The organism is Flagellimonas aquimarina (assembly GCF_003149745.1).
Classification (GTDB): Bacteria; Bacteroidota; Bacteroidia; order Flavobacteriales; family Flavobacteriaceae; genus Flagellimonas; species Flagellimonas aquimarina.
On sequence record NZ_QGEG01000002.1, the window covers coordinates 983,189 to 1,003,001 of the forward strand.

The 19,813-nt window shown below is 38.3% G+C and carries 15 protein-coding genes; 7 read left to right on the forward strand and 8 right to left on the reverse strand.

Annotated elements, in window-relative coordinates; genetic code table 11:
• The first annotated feature begins 163 nt into the window (after positions 1 to 163).
• Genes aroC through DKG77_RS11285 form a run of 5 tightly spaced genes read left to right on the forward strand, consistent with a single transcriptional unit; the run spans position 164 to position 5,644 of the window.
• Positions 164 to 1,228, forward strand: coding sequence for a chorismate synthase (gene aroC / locus DKG77_RS11265; RefSeq protein WP_109663048.1), 1,065 nt, complete (start codon positions 164 to 166; stop codon positions 1,226 to 1,228).
• A gap of 56 nt (positions 1,229 to 1,284) precedes the next feature.
• Positions 1,285 to 2,610 carry a dicarboxylate/amino acid:cation symporter gene (locus DKG77_RS11270; protein WP_109663050.1) on the forward strand — a complete coding sequence of 442 codons (1,326 nt, stop codon included), beginning with the start codon at positions 1,285 to 1,287 and terminating at the stop codon, positions 2,608 to 2,610.
• Positions 2,611 to 2,626: 16 nt separating this feature from the next.
• Complete coding sequence (gene gshB, locus DKG77_RS11275; protein WP_109663760.1) at positions 2,627 to 3,658, forward strand: glutathione synthase; 1,032 nt, start codon at positions 2,627 to 2,629, stop codon at positions 3,656 to 3,658.
• Positions 3,651 to 4,475, forward strand: a complete 825-nt coding sequence (locus DKG77_RS11280; RefSeq protein ID WP_109663052.1) for an N-formylglutamate amidohydrolase — start codon at positions 3,651 to 3,653, stop codon at positions 4,473 to 4,475. The genes gshB and DKG77_RS11280 overlap by 8 nt, the downstream gene beginning before the upstream one ends.
• Complete coding sequence (locus DKG77_RS11285; RefSeq protein WP_109663054.1) at positions 4,472 to 5,644, forward strand: flavohemoglobin expression-modulating QEGLA motif protein; 1,173 nt, start codon at positions 4,472 to 4,474, stop codon at positions 5,642 to 5,644. The genes DKG77_RS11280 and DKG77_RS11285 overlap by 4 nt, the downstream gene beginning before the upstream one ends.
• A 46-nt stretch (positions 5,645 to 5,690) precedes the next feature.
• On the opposite strand, the gene DKG77_RS11290 is transcribed toward DKG77_RS11285, so the two are convergent.
• The gene (locus DKG77_RS11290; protein ID WP_109663055.1) at positions 5,691 to 7,805 is read right to left on the reverse strand and encodes a DUF4139 domain-containing protein; all 2,115 of its coding nucleotides are present in this window, start codon (positions 7,803 to 7,805) and stop codon (positions 5,691 to 5,693) included.
• A gap of 148 nt (positions 7,806 to 7,953) precedes the next feature.
• Here DKG77_RS11290 and DKG77_RS11295 point away from each other — a divergent pair, with 148 nt between their 5' ends.
• Positions 7,954 to 9,798: a type II CAAX endopeptidase family protein gene (locus DKG77_RS11295; RefSeq protein ID WP_109663057.1), complete on the forward strand. Its 1,845-nt coding sequence runs from the start codon at positions 7,954 to 7,956 to the stop codon at positions 9,796 to 9,798.
• Here DKG77_RS11295 and DKG77_RS11300 read toward each other — a convergent pair.
• The 7 genes from DKG77_RS11300 to DKG77_RS11330 all read right to left on the reverse strand — a co-directional run bounded on the left by DKG77_RS11300 (position 9,779) and on the right by DKG77_RS11330 (position 17,416).
• Positions 9,779 to 10,204 (reverse strand): hypothetical protein, encoded by a 426-nt coding sequence (locus DKG77_RS11300; RefSeq protein ID WP_133248451.1) that lies wholly within the window; start codon positions 10,202 to 10,204, stop codon positions 9,779 to 9,781. The two genes, DKG77_RS11295 and DKG77_RS11300, sit on opposite strands and share 20 nt — an antisense overlap.
• Before the next feature lie 70 nt (positions 10,205 to 10,274).
• A complete protein-coding gene (locus DKG77_RS11305) occupies positions 10,275 to 11,522 on the reverse strand; it encodes a mechanosensitive ion channel family protein (protein WP_207785450.1) in 1,248 nt (415 codons plus the stop codon).
• 5 nt (positions 11,523 to 11,527) lie between these two features.
• A complete protein-coding gene (locus tag DKG77_RS11310) occupies positions 11,528 to 11,938 on the reverse strand; it encodes a thiol-disulfide oxidoreductase DCC family protein (RefSeq protein ID WP_109663064.1) in 411 nt (136 codons plus the stop codon).
• Positions 11,939 to 11,999: 61 nt separating this feature from the next.
• Positions 12,000 to 13,250, reverse strand: a complete 1,251-nt coding sequence (locus DKG77_RS11315; protein ID WP_109663065.1) for an amidohydrolase family protein — start codon at positions 13,248 to 13,250, stop codon at positions 12,000 to 12,002.
• Between the two features lie 125 nt (positions 13,251 to 13,375).
• Positions 13,376 to 13,672 carry an antibiotic biosynthesis monooxygenase family protein gene (locus DKG77_RS11320; protein ID WP_109663067.1) on the reverse strand — a complete coding sequence of 99 codons (297 nt, stop codon included), beginning with the start codon at positions 13,670 to 13,672 and terminating at the stop codon, positions 13,376 to 13,378.
• 289 nt (positions 13,673 to 13,961) lie between these two features.
• On the reverse strand, positions 13,962 to 15,464 hold the full coding sequence (locus tag DKG77_RS11325) for a S10 family peptidase (protein ID WP_109663069.1): 1,503 nt from the start codon (positions 15,462 to 15,464) through the stop codon (positions 13,962 to 13,964).
• 68 nt (positions 15,465 to 15,532) lie between these two features.
• Positions 15,533 to 17,416, reverse strand: coding sequence for a tetratricopeptide repeat protein (locus DKG77_RS11330; RefSeq protein ID WP_109663071.1), 1,884 nt, complete (start codon positions 17,414 to 17,416; stop codon positions 15,533 to 15,535).
• Between the two features lie 308 nt (positions 17,417 to 17,724).
• Between DKG77_RS11330 and DKG77_RS11335 the strand changes: the two genes are divergently transcribed.
• Positions 17,725 to 19,803 (forward strand): thiol-activated cytolysin family protein, encoded by a 2,079-nt coding sequence (locus DKG77_RS11335; protein ID WP_109663072.1) that lies wholly within the window; start codon positions 17,725 to 17,727, stop codon positions 19,801 to 19,803.
• Positions 19,804 to 19,813: the final 10 nt, after the last annotated feature.

Consider the following 19,813-nt stretch of genomic DNA (forward strand, 5'->3'; position numbering starts at 1 on the left):
GTAGGAATAAACTTAATATCAAATTCAAATCAACAATTGATGAGGGTATGGTTAAAAAAACATCAAGCAAAACTTTAATATGTTATATAAACATTAACTAAGAAGCAGGTTTTTGAAAACGGTTTATAACTTCTACCTTTGAAGCTTACTGAATTTTGGGGAAATGGCTGGTAATACTTTTGGACATCTTTTTAAACTCACATCTTTTGGGGAATCACATGGCAGAGCCCTTGGAGGGGTAATTGATGGCTGTCCTGCTGGGATAGAACTGGATCTAGAAAAAATCCAATTGGAATTAAATAGGAGAAAACCTGGACAGTCGGCCATTGTTACACAGCGAAAGGAACCGGATACTGTGGAAATTTACTCAGGTGTTTTTGAAGGGAAAACCACAGGTACCCCAATTGGTTTTGCAATTCATAACACTAACCAAAAGTCTAAAGATTACTCGCATATAAAGGATTCATACAGACCTTCACACGCGGATTATGTCTATGATAGGAAGTATGGCTTTAGAGATTATAGAGGAGGAGGTAGAAGTTCTGCAAGAGAAACTGCAAGCAGGGTAGTGGCGGGAGCTATAGCAAAACAATTCCTATCCAACGTAAAAATCAATGCCTTCGTTTCTCAAGTTGGGGAAATGAAATTGGAAAAAAATTACAAAGAACTAGATTTTTCAAAGACAGAAGCAAATCCCGTTCGTTGTCCAGATATGGAAACGGCAGCTCGCATGGAGCAATACATAAAATCCATTAAAAAAGAAGGGGACACCATTGGTGGAGTAATTACCTGTGTGGTGCAAAATGTACCAATTGGTTTAGGTGAACCGGTGTTTGACAAGTTACATGCGGTTTTAGGTGGGGCCATGCTTTCTATTAATGCTGTAAAGGGTTTTGAGTATGGTAGTGGATTTAATGGTGTCACGATGAAAGGGAGTGAGCATAACGACTCCTATAACAGTGACGGCACTACCACTACAAATCTTAGCGGTGGTATTCAAGGGGGGATCAGTAATGGGATGGACATTTATTTCAATGTGGCGTTTAAACCGGTAGCAACTGTCCTTCAATCATATGAGACCATCAACAAAGAGGGTGAAAAAGTTACTGCACAAGGCAAAGGAAGACACGACCCTTGTGTTGTTCCAAGAGCAGTCCCCATTGTTGAGGCAATGGCGGCAATGGTTTTGGCAGACTTCGTGCTTTTGGCCCGTACTAACAAAATATAATACCCAGTTAGGGGTTTTCGCATCAAAATAGTATCTTACTTTCCTAAAATATACACATGCGTAAACTTGAACTGCATTGGCAAATCCTAATTGGAATGCTTTTGGGAATTGTATTTGGATTTGTTATGACCCAAGTTGATTGGGGCAAAGGTTTTGTTTCGGACTGGATTCAACCGCTGGGAACAATTTTTGTAAAACTACTTAAACTTATTGCCATTCCTTTGATTATTGCCTCCTTAGTCAAAGGAATTTCTGATTTAAAGGATATTTCTAAGTTCAGGAATATTGGGTTACGAACAATCGGAATTTATATTTTAACCACTGTTGTGGCAATATCCATAGGGTTAATTCTGGTTAATACATTGCAGCCAGGAAATGGGATTTCAGAAGAAACGGTAACCAAACTAACAGAAACATATGCTACTGATTCTGGGGTTACTTCAAAAATAGCTGAAGCTACACGGCAGAAAGATAGTGGGCCTTTACAGTTTTTGGAGGATATGGTGCCAGACAATGCCTTAAAAGCGATGAGTGATAATGGACTTATGCTTCAAGTAATCTTCTTTACCATATTTCTAGGAATTTCTATGTTGCTTATTGGCGAGGAAAGAGCAAAACCATTAAAAGATTTCTTTGATTCCTTAAATGATGTGGTATTAAAGATGGTGGATTTAATCATGCTTTCTGCTCCCTATGCTGTGTTTGCTTTGTTGGCCGGAGTGGTGGTGTCATCAAGTGACCCAGACTTGCTGCTTGCTCTTTTAAAATATGCAGGAGTTGTTGTGGGAGGTTTGTTCGTAATGATTGTGTTTTACAGTGTTGTTGTTTCTGTTTACACCAAAAAGAATCCATTTTGGTTTTTAAAGGAAATGAGCCCTGCTCAATTATTGGCTTTTTCCACTAGTTCCAGTGCCGCTACTTTACCTGTTACTATGGAGAGAGTTGAAGAGCACATAGGGGTAGATAAAGAAGTGTCCAGTTTTGTTTTACCAGTTGGCGCTACCATTAATATGGACGGTACAAGTCTTTACCAAGGGGTGGCGGCAGTTTTTATTTCGCAAGCACTTGGTTTTGATCTTACTTTTGGTGACCAATTGACAATAGTATTGACGGCGTTATTAGCTTCTATTGGCTCTGCAGCAGTACCGGGTGCCGGAATGGTCATGCTGGTCATTGTATTGGAGTCGATAGGTTTTCCAGCGGATAAATTGGCAATAGGCCTGGCATTGATATTTGCTGTGGATAGACCATTGGATATGTGCAGAACCATTGTGAATGTAACTGGGGATGCCATGGTCTCCATGGTTGTTGCAAAATCTGTCGGCAAACTGGGCGAACCGAATATAAAAGAGTGGGATGACCACTTAGATGAAGTTAAATAATAAATCAACTAGAGTCATGAACATCTGTTTTTTAATGTACCCTTGGGAAGAAATTCAACCAGAGAACGATACAAGCCTTGCGCTTATTCATGAATGTGTAAAAAGGAAACATGGGGTTGCGCTCTGCACTCCGGCCAATCTAACCATTAGAAATAGTGTTACCAGCGCTTTTTGCACAGTGGTAAATAAAATGGACAAGGTCTCTAGTAGTTTAAAAACATTTTACAAACAGGCATCCTTGCGTGAAGAAATGCTTCCATTGGCTGGGTTTGATGTTATTTTTATGCGCGCCAACCCACCTCTAGATCCATTAATGCTTAACTTTTTGGACTCTGTAAAAGATGATGTATTCATTGTGAATTCGCTTCAGGGGCTTCGGGAAGCAAACAACAAGCTTTATACAGCTGCATTTGGTGATAGTCATAGCAACATTATTCCAGTAACACACGTTTCAAAAAACAAGAACTATTTGGTACGGCAAATCAATGAATCCGAAGCAGATAAAATGATTTTAAAACCTTTAAATGGGTTTGGTGGTTCTGGGGTTATCTTAATTGAAAGAGCTGCAATGTCCAATATAAAATCATTGCTGGATTTTTATGTAACTAATTCAGATGGAACTTCTAACTATGTCATACTTCAAGAATATATTGAAGGTGCGGACCAGGGCGATGTTAGAATTTTAATTTTGAACGGAGAGCCTATTGGAGCAATGAGACGAATACCGGGTTCCGATGACCATAGATCCAATGTTTCTGCAGGTGGTTCTGTGGCCAAACATTCATTAACAAAAGAAGAGAAAGCGCTTTGTAAACAGATTGGCCCTAAATTGGTAAATGATGGGCTTTTCTTTGTTGGTATCGATGTCATAGGGGGAAAACTAGTGGAAGTCAATGTGATGTCTCCCGGCGGAATCACGTACATGAACAAGGTCTATAAAACAAAAATACAATGCAAGGTTATTGATTTTGTCGAAAGCAAGGTCATTGATAAGCTACAGGCCTTTGATAGAAGATCCAGATTACGAAGCGAAGTGGAAAATGCATAGGTTATCTGTTTCTGATATTATTTCCAATATTGAATCGGGAAAAGTTTTTGAAGCCGTTTCCGAGGATTATTCTTTTACCCTAAAAATTGAAGAGTACGTTCCCTATGTTTGTGGAGCGGTACATGATGGACATCAGTTTCGTAAAGCATTGTGGGATAATTGTTTGCATACAGAATATGAGCGCTGGTATGAGGAAGACCCTTGCACCAAACAAATGGTGCATAACTTTCCAATAGTAATTGCGGGCTGCGACAGTAGGTTTGAATATGATTTGAATCGACCTCCAGAAACGGCAATTTTTGAGACGGCATGGGGCAAACAACTATGGAAAGATGTTTTACCGGAGACCGAAAAACAGCATAGTCTGTACAAACATGCAAATTTTTACAAAGTGGTCAACGCATTAATGGCGAAATTGGAATCCAATTTTCATAATGTGATTGTTTTTGATATGCATAGCTATAATTGGAAACGATGGGACAGGGAAGTCCCCGTTTGGAACTTAGGCACCTCCAATGTGGATAATGATAGGTTTGGCAGTTTAATAGAAAGTTGGCGATCTAAGCTAGAGGCCATGCAATTGCCTAATGGTATAAAATCAACTTCCAAGATCAATGATACCTTCCAAGGAAATGGCTATTTTTTAAAATACATTACACAAAACTTCAGGAACACATTGGTTTTGGCTACAGAAATCTCAAAAATATACTGCGATGAGCTTTCTGGCGTTATTTATCCCGAAGTAGTGAAATCCGTTGAGAATCAACTTAAAGATTTGATACCTTTGCAAGTTGATGAATTCCAAAAGAACACATGATTGAAGTAAAACAACAACAAGAGTTACAAAAGGAGTACCCTGCGTTGTTTGATATTGACTCGAACTTAAACCGTTTGGTAAAACGGATTGAGTTGCTCAGTTATGTGAACCCATTAAACATAGAAAAGGAAAAACATCGCTTTTTTACTTCAAAATATAGTATAGAACCAGAATTCAAGTATCCGAAAATAAAGTTTGACCCTTATAAGCTGCAACGCCTGTTCTTTTCACAACGATTGGAGCGTATTGAGGATGAATCTATCCGTCAGTTATATCAAGATGTGATATACTATTACGCGAATATGATTCAGTGCATTGAGACCATTGGCCAAGGGAAAAGATTTTACTACAATTCGCTCCGAGCGTTTGGTACACCTACGGAAAAAGATGTTCAGAATGCCAGGTTTATTCTTCATTTTAAAGATGAGCCCACTACTTCTGATATGGACAAGGTATTTTCTCCTAACGATGCCAAAGCTTATTTTGGTGATTTTATTACCCGCTACAATTTTCCGCTTAACATTCGCTTTTCAACCAATATAGCTGCAGAAGCAATGGTCAGTAATAGTTCACAAACTTTATTGATCAAAAAGAACGTGAAGTTTAGCAAGAATCAGCTATTGACCTTGGCCAACCACGAGATAGGGGTACATTTGGTCACTACATTTAATGGATTGGACCAGCCGCTAAAAATATTCTCCAACGGATTGCCCAAAAATGTGGAGACGCAAGAAGGATTGTCCGTTTTTAGCGAATATATGGGAGGTGCCCTTACGTTAAGGAGATTGAAAGAATTGGCATATAGGGTAATGGCTGCAGACGGACTTATAAAAGGCTACAGTTTTGCTGATACTTTCGACTTAATTCATGGACAGTATAAGTTGAATAAGGATGAGGCATTTGGGATAACACTAAGGGCCCATCGTGGGGGTGGTTTTACAAAGGATAGATTGTATTTGAGCGGACTGCGAAAAATATATAAGCGATATCAAAATGAAGAACCTATGGATGTGTTGTTTATGGGCAAGGTTTCATTGGATTATGAAGATCAAATCAATCACCTGAAGCAATTGGGACTGGCGCAACCTATTACGCACAAAAGCCTGTCGTTTGAACAAAAACTGAATACCAACAAGACATTGGATTTTATTCTAAACAACCTTAAATAAGCGCGTTGCTTTGAACAAAGTGCAAAACAACACGCTCACCAAACTATTATAGCGAAATATATCTTCCCCTAGGGTACTTTACTTGAAAGGAGAAGCTTTCCTTTGTACTTTCTTTACTGTTCAATTTTAAGCTCCAGCTTAACAAACCGGTTTTCTTGTTGTAATCTGCAGCTTGCGGTTCAACATCATCCACTTTGATTTCTTTGTTCTGAGAAATAGGAATTCTATCCATCAGTTTTAAATCAATAGCTGAACTTTTGTTGTTCTTCACTTCCAGGTCGTAAGTTCTATTGAGCACACGATTGCTCCCTGTAAACGATTTACTTTTAAAATTGCGTTGTTGCTTTCTGCTCACAGTGATGCCTGGGTCAATGCCAAGAGAAAGAGTCATTTCCTTTTTTACGGTAAAGGGATCAAGGTTGGTTTTACCCGCATACCCTCCTTCAAAATAAACATTGGCCTCACCTGGTAGCAATTGGTACTTCTCCCAATCTTTAAGGGTTGCTGTAAGAAAAACATTTTCATTGATCAAAGGAGCGGCAAAATATTCATATTCAGCAGATACTTTGAAGGTATTAATCTCTATTGCGGTAATATCTCCATCAGAAATTATGGAATATGGTTTTTTGATAACGAACTTGGTATTGGTTAGACCATCTTGTATTGAGCTCTTCTTAGTGGTTATCACTACTATCCCATTTGCACCTCTGTTGCCATATAGTGCGCTGGCTTCAGCTCCTTTAAGTACTTCCATGCTTTGAATTTCATTTTCGTCCAAATCACCTTCGCCAAAACCTTCTAGCGGCACCCCGTCCACAATATAGAGCGGTGGTTGGGCTCTTTGAAAACTGGAATTACCTCTTATCCTAATGTTGGTTGAAGCACCGGAAGCGCCTGTAATATGCACACCCGCTGCCTTACCCTGCAACAAATTTTCTGGTTCAATTTCTGAAACGGCATAACCTAGAGTAGATTTCTCTCTTTTTATACCGTAACCTGTCACAACCACTTCATCTAATGTTGCCGCATCTTCTTCCAATTGTGCATTTATGACTGAAGAATAGATAGGCAGTTCTTGTGTTTTTTGGCCAATATATGAGATGACCAATTCCCTGCCGGAAATTACATCAAGTGAAAAATTACCATCAAAATCCGTTTGGGTGCCATTGTTTGTTCCTTTTACAACAATATTTGCCCCAGGCAATGGACTACCTGATTCATCTACAATGGTGCCTATCACTTTTCGCACAGTTGGGTTGTACACATAGCCTTTTTTCTTGGTGGATGTCTTTTGTCGTTTAGCATATCTACTTACAAAATTGAGGTATTTGGTCCCTAAGTTGGGCTTGTTCACATTTACGTTGGGGTTTCCTGTAGATAAGGTTACGTTCACATTGTCCCAATTTTTCCCAGTTTTTTGGTAGACATGTGCCTTATACGAAAGGTCAATTGGGTCATTTAGTTTTTTGGATTTAATATCGTAATTAGGAATCCAACCTGCATCCCTTACCAAATAAGAAATGGATAAATCCAAGTTTGTGGCAATAGGAGCATCAAAGGTTATGGTCAGCTCGCCCTGTTCTTCTTCTGGTGCATTGTTTGCTTCCGCCAACTGCTTTCTCAAGGCATTTACCTCTAAATTGAATTCATTTATGTTAAGGTTAGTTCTAAAAATCTCATTCTTAATATTGGTAATGCGTTCGCGGTAATAGGTGCTTATTTCCTTTACCTTATTTAAATCCAGTGCTTGGTTATCGGTACTCACCATTCTGTTGGTGGTGATTACCTTCTCTTCTTCTTCCAGACCAGCAATCAAGTTTTTGAGCATGGCAATTTCATGATGGATATGGATAATTTTATCTTCCCATTTCTTTACCTGTGGATTGCTTTCAGATTTTTCCAAATAGTTTAAATCATAAGACATAGATAAGATGGAGACAGCTTGCAACCCAGAGATTTGAATACTACTCTCCTCAATTTTGGAAGAGAGTCCAGAAAAGACCAATTCATTGGTGCCTTCTGCCAAAGTGCACTGTGCTTTTCTATATACCTGCGCTCCGCTGAGATATACTGTTACATCTTTGATTTTTGATGGAATTTTTCTATCGCTTCCAACCGATAAAATTGGATAGAACAATAAAAGGAATAATAGCTTTTTCATGACTGTTGGATTTAAAGTTTGAGTAAACTTAGATGTAACAATCAGGTTGTAAAATTGGAAATTCGCAAAGTGGCAATCTCAATGAGTAAAGTTGTACTTTGTTAAAGTTTTATGTGTTATTTTAAACAAATCAACCGAATCCGACCATATGAATTTTCGAATCAGTTTCCTTTTTTTATTTTTTATTGCCTTTTCCTCTATTTCCCAAGAAATACCTGGTTTTGGAGATGTGGATAGTCATGATTTCTATGTAAATCAATTAAATGATTCCAAAGATGTCGACTTTCAAAGAATAATTGAATTATATGATGCATATATCATTGAAAACCCTTTAGACCTTATTGCCAAGGTTGAGCGCTGTAAATTCATTGGGAACTCGTATTACGATGAGTATGAAGAATACAATTTAAAGTATGAGGAAACTGAAAAATGTATTGATGAGCTATACCTCAATTACCCAAATAACCCAAACGTTCTCATCTATAAAGCGGAGAACCTCTATGGTGATGAAAAGTTGGCAATTTTAGAAGAAGCACAAAATAAAATCCTGAATAGCCCAGCGAGTTGGACGGACATTGATAAGGCATCTATTAATAAAATGTTAGGGGATTATTACAGGTATGGCGAAAATAGTGAAAAGACGCTTAGGTATTATGTAAAGGCACAAGGATTAAACAGCGATTTAGATTTATCAATACCGATTGCAGAAATATATGTAGAGAACGGTAAAAATCATTTGGCAAAAAAAGTTTTATTACCTCAATTGGACAATGATACTGTTTTATGGCAGATAAACACTAAAGCAAAACTGCTCTTAGAGGTTGGGGAAACAGAGTTGGCTTTAAAACTGTTTGACGAAGTAAAGCGTAAAGATTCAACATTTATCAATTATTCTGAAATGGCTTTGGCCATGGAGAATCTTGGTGATTTTGACCTAGCAAGAGAGTTTTTGGTCAAAGGCACCCTTTCTGAGTGGAACAAAGTGTCCAGCCTTCAAAACCTTTTTGATCATGATTTGAAACATTCGGATAGTAAAACAGCTTTATCAAGTCTTAGAAATCTTCAAGAGGAGAATAGTTTTGATGATTTTTTTGCAATAAAACGATTTCACGTATTTTTTAAAAACCCTTTTCTTCCTTGGAGTTTTTCTGAACTGTTGCATTTGTCATTCTTAGTTCTCTCTATTTTTTTCCTTGTAGCAATTCCATATTTGTGGGTGCTGCCCATCTTTAATTTGGGCCTATTTATAAAGAGAAAAGGAAAACAGATTATTCCAAAATTAAATTTTAATTGGGGTTTAAGACACTTTTGGATTATAAGTTTTGTCTACCTGTTTGCGCAATATTTGCTCTCTTTGGTTTTTTTCTATGAAGAAAATATCAATGCATTCTTCGAGGTTATTATTTCTTATGAAGAAGTTGTGGAAGATCAATTGGTTTTGGCAAATAGCATGTTGGCTTTTGTAGCTTTTATGGCAATTGGTACCCTCTTCGTCCTTAAAAAGGATGTGCTGTACAGTCTTTATAGTTCTAAACTATCTGTTTGGACTTCTTTAAAATTGGGAATCGGTTTTGTGATTTTCAACATTATCTTTTTAAAAATCCTAAAGGGTTTTGTAGATATTGACGATTTTGATTCAACGCAACTAGTTTTTAATGCGTCGGTGGAAATAGTGGCCATTTTAAAGACATATGGTTTTTTTGTGGCAGTACTAGCGGTGGCAGTGGTTGCCCCAATTTATGAGGAAGTGATATTTAGAGGAGTGGTTTTGGGTTCAGTAGAAAAACATTTGGGTTTTATAGGTGCTAATGTTATCCAAGCATCAATGTTTGCACTAATTCATTTCAGCTTGAAACTCTTTATATATTATTTTGTTTTTGGATTGGTAACGGGATACTACGCAAGGAAAACTGAAGGATTGATCACTGGCATCATACTCCATGCGGTGAACAATTTTATTGTTATCGTTTTAATCAGTCTATTTCTAATTTGAACAACAGAATAAACCCATCCGCGCCTGAACCTGTGGATATCTTATTCTGATCTAGCAGCAGTTGGCCATTTGTAAACAAAATACCACCGAATTCTTGTCCATCTATTTCTAAAAAACGTTCATTGTCAACTTCAATTATGGTGTAGGGGTAAGAACCGGTATCCAGTCCATCATAAATAACATCTACAAGCACATTATTGTTGACCACGGTTAACGTTGAATTATCGGCATTAAATGTCCAGGTGATGGTTTCCTCTTCAAAATCCTGATCCATGCCCACAAAACCACCACTAATGTTTTGCACATTCCATACTCCACTCAAAATGTCTTCTTTTGATTCGTTATCTGTATTGGAACAAGCGGTAAGTGCTATAAAACACAGTATAGTAATGATAAACCTTTCCATTGTTAGGTTTTGTATTAGATAATTAATAGAGGTAAACGTTGCTTTTACACCTTTAAAAATGTCCATTGCATTACTTCGATGTAAAATTACTGCTACTTGGCAACTCAAACCCTTCTAAGTCAAAGTAAGAAATGGCGGCTAAAAGATGATCAAAAATATCTGCCATGATATACTCATAGTTTTCCCATCGTTTATCAATGCTAAAGGCATATACTTCCATGGGAATTCCTTGTGAGGTGGGGTCCAGTTGCCTTACCATAATGGTCATTTCCTTGTTCACGGCAGAATGATTGTTAAGGTATGCATCAATGTATTTTCTAAAAATGCCGATATTGGTCATATTCCTTCCATTGAGCAGTATGGATTTGTCCACATTATGTTCCGTGTTGTACTTTTCAATATCAGCACTTCGGTTTTTTAAGTATTCTGATATCAATTCGATTTTTTGAAGGGATTCCACATCACTTTTCTCAAGAAAACGAATGCTTTCTTGCTTGATCAACAAGGCTCTTTTTATACGTCTACCACCAGAGTTAGTCATACCGCGCCAGTTTTTGAACGAGTCTGAAATAAGGGCATAGGTGGGAATCGTTGTAATGGTCTTATCAAAATTCTGGACTTTCACCGTGGCGAGATTTATTTCTATGACGTCACCATCTGCTCCGTATTTATCAAAAGTGATCCAATCACCAATGCGGACCATGTCATTGATGGATACTTGAATACTGGCAACAAACCCCATAATAGTGTCCCTAAAGACTAGAATGATAACAGCGGATGCAGTTCCCAAGGCCGTAAAGAACTTCCATAATTCAATTCCAGTGATAATGGAAAAGGCAAAGAACAATCCAAAAGCCCATGCAAAAATCATGAACACCTGAATATAGCTGTCTATTGGTTTGTCCTTTAGGCTTGGTAGTGTCTTAAGGAAGTCTTTAATGGTATGCAAAAGGCTACGAACGATCCACAGAAAAAGGAAAATACCAATAACCTCAATAGTTTTTAACAGGAAGGGTTCTGCAGCAGGAAAATCCCTAAAAACAAATGGAACCGCTTTAAAGAGTAAGACTAAAGGTATAATATGGGCGATATTGCGTGGAGCCCTATTTTTGACCAAGAAATCATCAAAATGTGTTTTGGAGTTTATGGACAGTCGCGTAAAGAGCCCAACCAATATTTTTCTTAGCATAAAATCAAGCAAGAATAAAATGGTAAGAAGTCCAATCAAGAGAATAGCAAGATTTATATAGGAGGCCCACTCGGGCGATAGTCCGGAGTCAATTAAATAGTCAAAGATTTTGTGCGATAGCTTTTCCATAAATATCATGAGTCTAAAAACTTGGCCTGCAACTCTGGAGTGGGAATCATACAGGCATCTTTTCTACCGAACAATTTGTATCTGTTACGTGCTATTAGGTCGTAAACAACATCTCTAAAAGATTTGGGTATCCAAGTGAAAATGCTCAGTAATTTCCAACTTCCACCAAAACTTTTGCTTATTTGCAAAGCGGCATCAGATTTGGTGAAATAGGCGACCCCTGGCTCTATTAAAATAATGGAATCCACTTTTGCGGTATCAATGGCGCGCTCGGTGACAAGTTGCTCTCCAATTTCACTTTGTAGGGCGGCATAGCGAAACGTATCTTTCTTATCGCGTTTGATCACAAACTGGATAGCTCCATTACAAAGGTTGCAAACACCATCAAAAAGGATAATCTTTTTTTCTTTTTCCACAATGCAAAGATACGGAGCCTTATGGTTAATGCCTAGTAGGTAGGAGGTCAGATTTAGTTCATCAATCTAGGATGGCACCCTGCTTAACTCTTAACTTGATGGACTTGTTTACGTCATCAATTTGTTGCAAAGGGTTTTTATCCAGCACCAAGAAGCTTGCCTCATACCCCTCCTTTAAAAAGGCAATCTTTCTATGGGGTAGGGTAGTAGTAGCCGAATTTTCGCACCACATTTTAAGCAATTCTAGATTACTGAACAGGTTTAGGGAATGAAGCAACTGGAACTCTCCAACCGAACTATCGTTGTACATATCGGAACCAATGGCAAGAGTTACACCTGCCTCCTTTAGGATTTTTAAATTGGAACGTACATTACCCAATAATTCGTCGTAATTGGGTTTTTTCCTGTTTTTGGTGACCAAAGAAGCTGTGGTGGTCACCACTACACCCCTTTGTGCGGCCAATTGGGCATCTTCTAGAGCGATGGACTGGCCGTTATGAATTTCGGGCAGGTGCGCAATTTCATGGACCCCGGCGGCTACCGCCACATGAAAATCGTGGGCCGTGGCAACATGTGCGCTAACCCTTAAATTGTTCTTATGTGCTTTTGCAACGATAGCAGGCACCAGATCTGGATCAAGTCCTTTTTTACCAAAATAGGCCGTATCGTTTTTCCGTTTTACGTATTCTTCGGAATATAGCAGGTTGATCTTGATGAAATTGGGCTTAAAGGACAGTACCTGATTCCATTTACGTTTCAAATCGTCCTCATTGTCCATAATAAAATAACCATGGGATTCTATCTCTTCTATTGTATTGAAAAGTCCATCGAAATGGCCATACCCAAGAAACCTTTTTCTTAGTGCAACGGGATGACCGCCGCTTCCCGTCAAAGGAGCATGTGCCAAGCTTACATCTATGCCGTTTGGTTTGTTGTAATGGTGCATTAAAGGATCTATCCGCTTTTTTATGGAGGATAGGTGCTTTACATAAAACACCCCATTGTCCAGGTATGCACTAATGCGTTTTTCCAACTCATAGTCGCTTTCCAGGTTGTGGTTATGTGCCTCGGCAAAAGGAGGTATCACATATTTGCCAGTGAGGTCAATAACAGTGTCATTTTGGGTGTTTTCCTTGGAAAAACTTAAGATGCCATTATTTACCCAAACTTTTTTTTCTACAAAGGTGTTGCCATTGAACCAATGGCCGTTAGTAAGTTCTATACGAAGGCTATTTGGGTTTAGCTTTGCGGTATTCTGTTGGCTGATACTAAATTGGGTGACCAAAAAAAGCCCTAAAAGAAGATGTTTCATGGTTATATTGTTTATATAAAGACGAGAATTTTATAGCTATGTGACAACCAAAGGTTGTTACAACTGTCTCGGCAAGGTATGTGCTCACAAGATATATTCTTGTTGAAGCTAGGGGCTACTTCATCTTAGCTTGTGAAATCATCTATTTCTCTAAAGATTTCTACAGAGATGCGTTCTCCCAAATCATGCATAGATTCCATTTGGTTATGCTTGCCCTCATGCCAAAATTTCTTCCAGTCATCTAGAGAATCCCACCTTGCTATAGTTTTTATTGCTGTTGGGTCACTATCGTTTTGTAGCATAAAACTACCTCTAGCTCCTTTGACCTCTTTATGGATTTGATTGGTTGTTCTTTTCCAAGTTTCTATAAAAAGTGCCAATTTTTCTGGTGCCACGTTCCAGTTGTATATTATTCGTATCATATATTATTGTTTAGGAGAAATGACAGAAGGTTTCGTTGTCGTCTAAGATATGGCCCGTGTCAAAGGACTATAACGACCGATAACGAAGTTCGCCGAATTTTCCTTCAATGTCAAGAGGTTCAACTTAGTTGTTGTCAACAAGTAAAGAGCCCTATAGACAAGGACAAAAAGAATACATTGTTCACTGGAACAGGTTTGGGAGCTTATTGTAGCAATAGTTGGGTAAAGAAGGCGAGAGGGGCCATACACAGCCCCTCTTTTTCATCTGCCAACAAAGTAATAATCAATCTTAGTTCGAGGTTTGGTCAATGAACTCGTCCACATCTTTTTTAAACTTCGCCATAGAAGGTATATGGGTATACATCATATGGCCGGCCTCATAATACTTCATGATGATGTTCTTTTTCAATTCTGCATCCAACCCCATATGGTTGATGGAATGTTCCACACCATAAAAGACCGTGGCAAGGTCATAGTATCCGTTTAGGATCAAAATCTTTAAATCGGGATTTCTTTTCATTGCAGAAGTCATATCTGGTAAGGTGGTCGTTGCCACTTGCATGTTCCATATAACATTGCCACTGTGGTTCCAATCCCATTTAAAGCCCTTTCGGGTGCTGGCAGTGGTGGTATAGCTTAAATCTTTTCGCACCTTTAAGTCATTGTACAGATAGTCCTTAAAAGCTGAAATATAAGGAGGGGAAATAGCGTCACTCTGCGGGTCGGTCAAGGAGGATTGCGACAATAAATCTTCGTTTATTCCAGTAAACCTAGAGTCTAATCTACCTACCGTAAGTCCCTTATCCCTAAGTAGTTCCTGAAAATATTCACCATTGGTCACTCGGAGGTCCGCTTTCAAATAAAAGTCCTGACTTAGTCCAGAAAAATCTGCCAGTTTTTGGGCAACGGCGTTTCGTTCCGAAGCACTTATTTGATCGCCCTTGAGCAGGGCAGGGGCATATTCGTTTGCAGTAAATGTTCTTACCTCATTTAAAAAAGCCTCCAAGCTTTCGCCCTTGTTTTTTACTTTATTATGATACCATGCCGTTGCTGCATAAGTGGGAAAATGAATCAAATAAGCGGTGTCGTCCCCAGGGCCGAACAACAAATGCTGTAGATCAAAAACAGCCGACACCATGATCACCCCGTTCATGGCAATACCCTTATCCTGCAAGTGCTTGACCAGGCCTGCATTTCTAAAGGTACCGTAACTTTCGCCTAGAAGATACTTAGGGGCGTTCATTTTACCCGTCTTTATGATAAACTGTTCTATGAACAGCCCAATGCTTCTAATATCTTGGTCTACACCCCAAAAATCTTCCCATTTGGCATCACCGATGGGTTTGCTAAAACCGACCCCAACCGGGTCGATCATCACCAAGTCTGCTTTGTCCAAAATAGAAAACTGGTTATTGACCACTTTATAAGGAGCTGGTTTGGTATAATCTGGATCATTGATCTCGATTCTTTTAGGTCCCAAAACCCCAAAGTGAAGCCAAAAGGAAGCTGATAATGGACCTCCGTTAAAAGCAAATACTATAGGCCTGTTTTTACCCGAACTCGTTTTTTTATAATGTGTAAACCCAAACAAGGCGATTGGTTTATCATTTTCGTCCCGCAATTGAACCGTACCGGTTTCCGTAGCAAGTGTTATGGTTTTGCCATTAATGCTTACGGATTGGGTAGATGTGAAAATTTCCCCATCAGGGGTTTCTTTTTTTTCTGATTTTTCTTGGGTAAATGCAACAAAGGTGAACAGCGCAAGCACTGTTGTTAACAATTGGTTTTTCATTTGGTTGGCTATTTTGTTTCGTACTATTTCCCTCAAAATAAGGCTAAAATTCGATTTATGGATTTTTTCTAGAGGGTATTTAAAAAACTGGTTAAATCTATATCCTTTTGCAAATCCAATTTCTTTTTTAAACGGTATTTGGATTTTAGGATACTGTCTGGCAATACATTTAAGGTGGCCGCAATTTCTTTTGTGGTCAGATTCATACGTAAAAAGGCTGCCAATCGAATTTCCTTTTCAGAAATATCGGGGTATAAAGTCTTTAGTTTTTGATCAAAGTCGTTATGTACTTCTGAAAAATAAGATTTAAAGACTTCCCAGTCCTTGTCGGAGGCATTTTGCTTTTTGAGGAGCATCACGATACGTCTAAACTCCACTTTGAACTTTTCAGGGGAGCTTTTGAGGTTTTCCAAGTTCTCTTTCAGTTCTTGGATAAAGGTATTTTTCTGCACTAAGTGCAAGGTTTGGCTGGTCAGTTCTTTTTTCTTGTGTTCTATTTCCTGTTTTAAGATCTCCTCCTGCTTTTCGCGAGCTATTTTGTTCTTCCTTATTCGTTGACGGTATCCAAAGACAGATAATCCGAACAAGGCTAGGGCAGAGGCCATACCTCCGGCATACAATCCTTTGGTGAGTTTATCCACCTTAGCTTTTTCGTTTAGTGTGTTGATTTCTTCCTCTTGGAGAGCTATTGCCGCTTCTTTTTTTTCGGTTTCATAGATAGTAGTTAGTTCATCAATTTGCTGAACCTTTTTGATATTAAAAATACTGTCTTTGAAAACTTCATGTTTTTTGCGATCTGAGAGTGCAAGCATATTTCTTTCTTGTTTTTCGAAAATCTGAGATCTCAAAAGGTAAGTGTTCATGAGATAATCAATAGATTTAACAGAATCCGCAATCTTGATAGCTTTGTTGATGTATTCAATGCTTTTAGATGTCTGGTTTTGATCAAAGTACAATTCGCTCATACTCTTCAAAACTTCAATTTTATTATTTACAAACCCATGTTCAAGTTGGTAATCTAAACTTTTCTTTAGATAAATGAAAGACGTATTATAGTCCTTAATCTTCCTAAGAGCGTTCCCCAAATTGGTGTAAGCAATAGCTTGCGTACCCTTTAAATCATATTTTTCTGTTAGGGCAATACACTTTTCGAATTGTGAAATGGCGGCTTTGTAGTCTCCCATTTCAGCGAGTGAGGTGCCAATATCAACATATGTTTCGGAGGCATAAACATTGTCATCCGTTTCTAAGTAAACCTTAAGGGCTTGATTAAAGTATTTAATTGATTCCTGAAAGTCTTTTATGTTATATTGTATATGGCCAATTCTTCTCAATATATCTGCCTTTCTATATGGGTCACGTTGAAAGTTATCAAGAACTTTTAATGCTTCCATTGATTTTGCTTGTGCAATCTTGTTGCTGCCTTTCGCCATATATATGCTAGCGACATTGCCAATTCCTATTCCCAAATCAAATAAGGAGTCTTTCTCTTTAAATATTTCGTTGGCTTTTTCATATGTTACAATGGATTCATCAAAATCGCCTTCTAACGCCTTAATATTTGCAATTGCAGAAATTGAATATGCAAGTTGTAATTTTTGCTCTAGTGCTCTTGCAAGAGCTTCTCCTTTTAGGTGAAAATATTTTGCCGAATCTATATTGCCCAAGGTCATAAAGCCGACACCGATATTATAATAAGCTTTTAGTTGCGCATTTCTGTCTGCTGTTTCCAAAGACAATTTTAGACCATCTTTAGCAAAATTAAGAGCTTGTTTAGGGGCTCTGTAAATTAGGCTTGAGTGCAATTCTTCCAAAAGTTTAATTCTTTTTTCCGAATCAAGTTCTTGTTGTAACAAAGTCTTAAGACTATCTATTTCGCGTTGGTCTTGTGAAAACAATAACTGACACACAATCGAAAAAATAAGAAGAAAAAAAATATTAAGAGTTTTCATGAGAGGTTGATTGGTTTACCAAGATATCGATAATATCCTTTCCTAGAAACAGGTATTCTAGAGTTCAAAAAACACTTGTCCATAAAAAGTCCATGTTTGTTGGCTAAAAATTTACTTTAAAAGCTCTTCTGACATGTTGTTTTTATTGACCATTTATAAAATTTGAGCAATCAAATTGAAAACTGTTGTCCATACCGTTTTTATATCAAATCCATGCTGCTTGTCCATACTTTGTCCATGCTCAAAATTAGGGTTGGGGTTTTTTCTCCTCTAGGTTTGGAGTGTTGAATCCTAAAAACCAAATAATTATGAAAACAAATCAATCTCATTTAAAATTGCTACCGTTGCTAACAATATTTGTACTGTTACTCTTTTCTTGCAGCAGCGATAGCGATTCCCCGGAGATTCCAACAGATGATGACCCTATTTCTCAAGATGATGATGGACCAACACCAACCACTTTTAGAGGAGTAGTTGAACAAGGAGGTGAATTTGAAGAGGTACCCCAGTCACGAACAGACGAAACTTTGGAAGAAGGAGAGGAATACCCAGATGATTATACCTCCGGTAGTGGTGCTGATGCTGAGACCTTACGGTTTATTTGTAAATCAAGAACTGTAAGCGTTACGGATGGTGCCGGTGAGTTTCAAACATTGGGAGGTGTTGCCAGTGAAATATTTCCAGGTGCCTTATTACAGGGAAAAACGATAAACAACGTAAAACCACAAGGCATTCCCCTTAAAAGAGCAGGAGGTAGCATCTCTTATAATTTAAATGATGGGAATCCAGAAGCGTCGCAAGACCTTTCAGAAATGAGCGAGTCACAAGTTCGCCAAGCGATGAACGATATTATTGCGGGAAGCACTGGAGTAGTGCCCGCCAATTTTGATTTGGACTACGAAAATGTTTTCTCCGAAAAACAAGTTGCTTTGCAAATGGGACTTTCATTTGAAGGATACGGAGTAAAGGCCGAGGGTAAATTGTCGTTTAGTCAAGATAAAACCTATAATCGGGTTTTGATAAAACTCTATCAATCTTACTATGATGTTAGTTATGATTTTCCAACGAGTTATGATGATGTTTTTGATGCTAGTGTAACTCCAGATGATTTGGACCGATATATACAGCCAGATAATCCTGCTACTTATATTAAAAAAGTGACCTATGGTAGAATTTTTTACATGCTCATTGAATCCACTTCTTCTTTGGAAGTAATGAACACGCAAATTGACGCTTCATATAAAAGTTTTGACAAGGAAATTGAAGGAAACTTGGAAACAGATAGTATGGAGAAAATGGAAGACCTAAAAATTAAAGTAATTGCCTACGGAGGTGATTCTCAAAATACGTTTTCCGGATTGGGAGAAACCAATATTTCGGAATTGGCCGATATGTTAGCTGCGAGCACTGATATTAGAACTGGCTTGCCACTATCTTATGAAATCTACTCTCTAGAAGACCCTTCTAAACAAGTTGGAACCAACATTTCTACTGAAATGGAGGTTGTGGAGTGCCAGTTAAAAGGTGTGTTACCCCCAGTTCTGTATTCAAACTTGGTGGACCTTTTTGAGGATGGAATTGGTGCGGCCACACAAATTCAAAATGAATACACCGCTATCTTCAATGGCGCTGGAATGGAATATGTCATATTTGATGCATCTAGTGGAGCTGTCTCTGACCCTTACAGTATTAAAGACCCTAGTGCCCCTTTAGGCGCAACGACTTTTGATAGCGTTGGTGCTGCATTGCGACAGTTCTTGGATGATATCTACATTTTTAACGAACAAGGCACAGAATATGAAGTTCTGGAGTATGATTATAATGGCGTCCAGAGTATGCCCACATCACCGATTGGATCATATAGGCAACGTGATGGGGTGAATAGGAGATGGGTAGTGAATGATAATTTTTCTAGTGAAAATGAGGTAAACAGTAACTTTGCTGATGGCTCATTTGTCGGCCCTGAAGGACGAGATGTGGATTGTGTGTCCTTTCCTTTATTTGGTAAAGGTATAAAGGCCGCTGCGAGGCGTGACAGATATATACAGCCAGTAGGTATTTATACAGAGGATTTTTCTACTAGGATAATTAATGGTGAGGTAACCTCAGCATATTTTTTCCCGTTGGACACCAATGGAACTACCTATAGCAGAAGGAATTATTACAACCCTTACTCAGTATCATTGCCCAGCGGAACCATAGGTTTTGGTGACTTTAATTGTTGGGAATCTGAAAAAGATTTAAGCGAAGTTAGAGGGTCAGTGGAAGCAGCTTGCAAAATGAATATTAATGGAAATTCCATACAGCGTATATTATATTTCACCACAGATGGACTAATGTCCATAAATAATTTGGTAGGTGAAGATGAAGGTCCATATGCGCTTTAAATAATTTAGC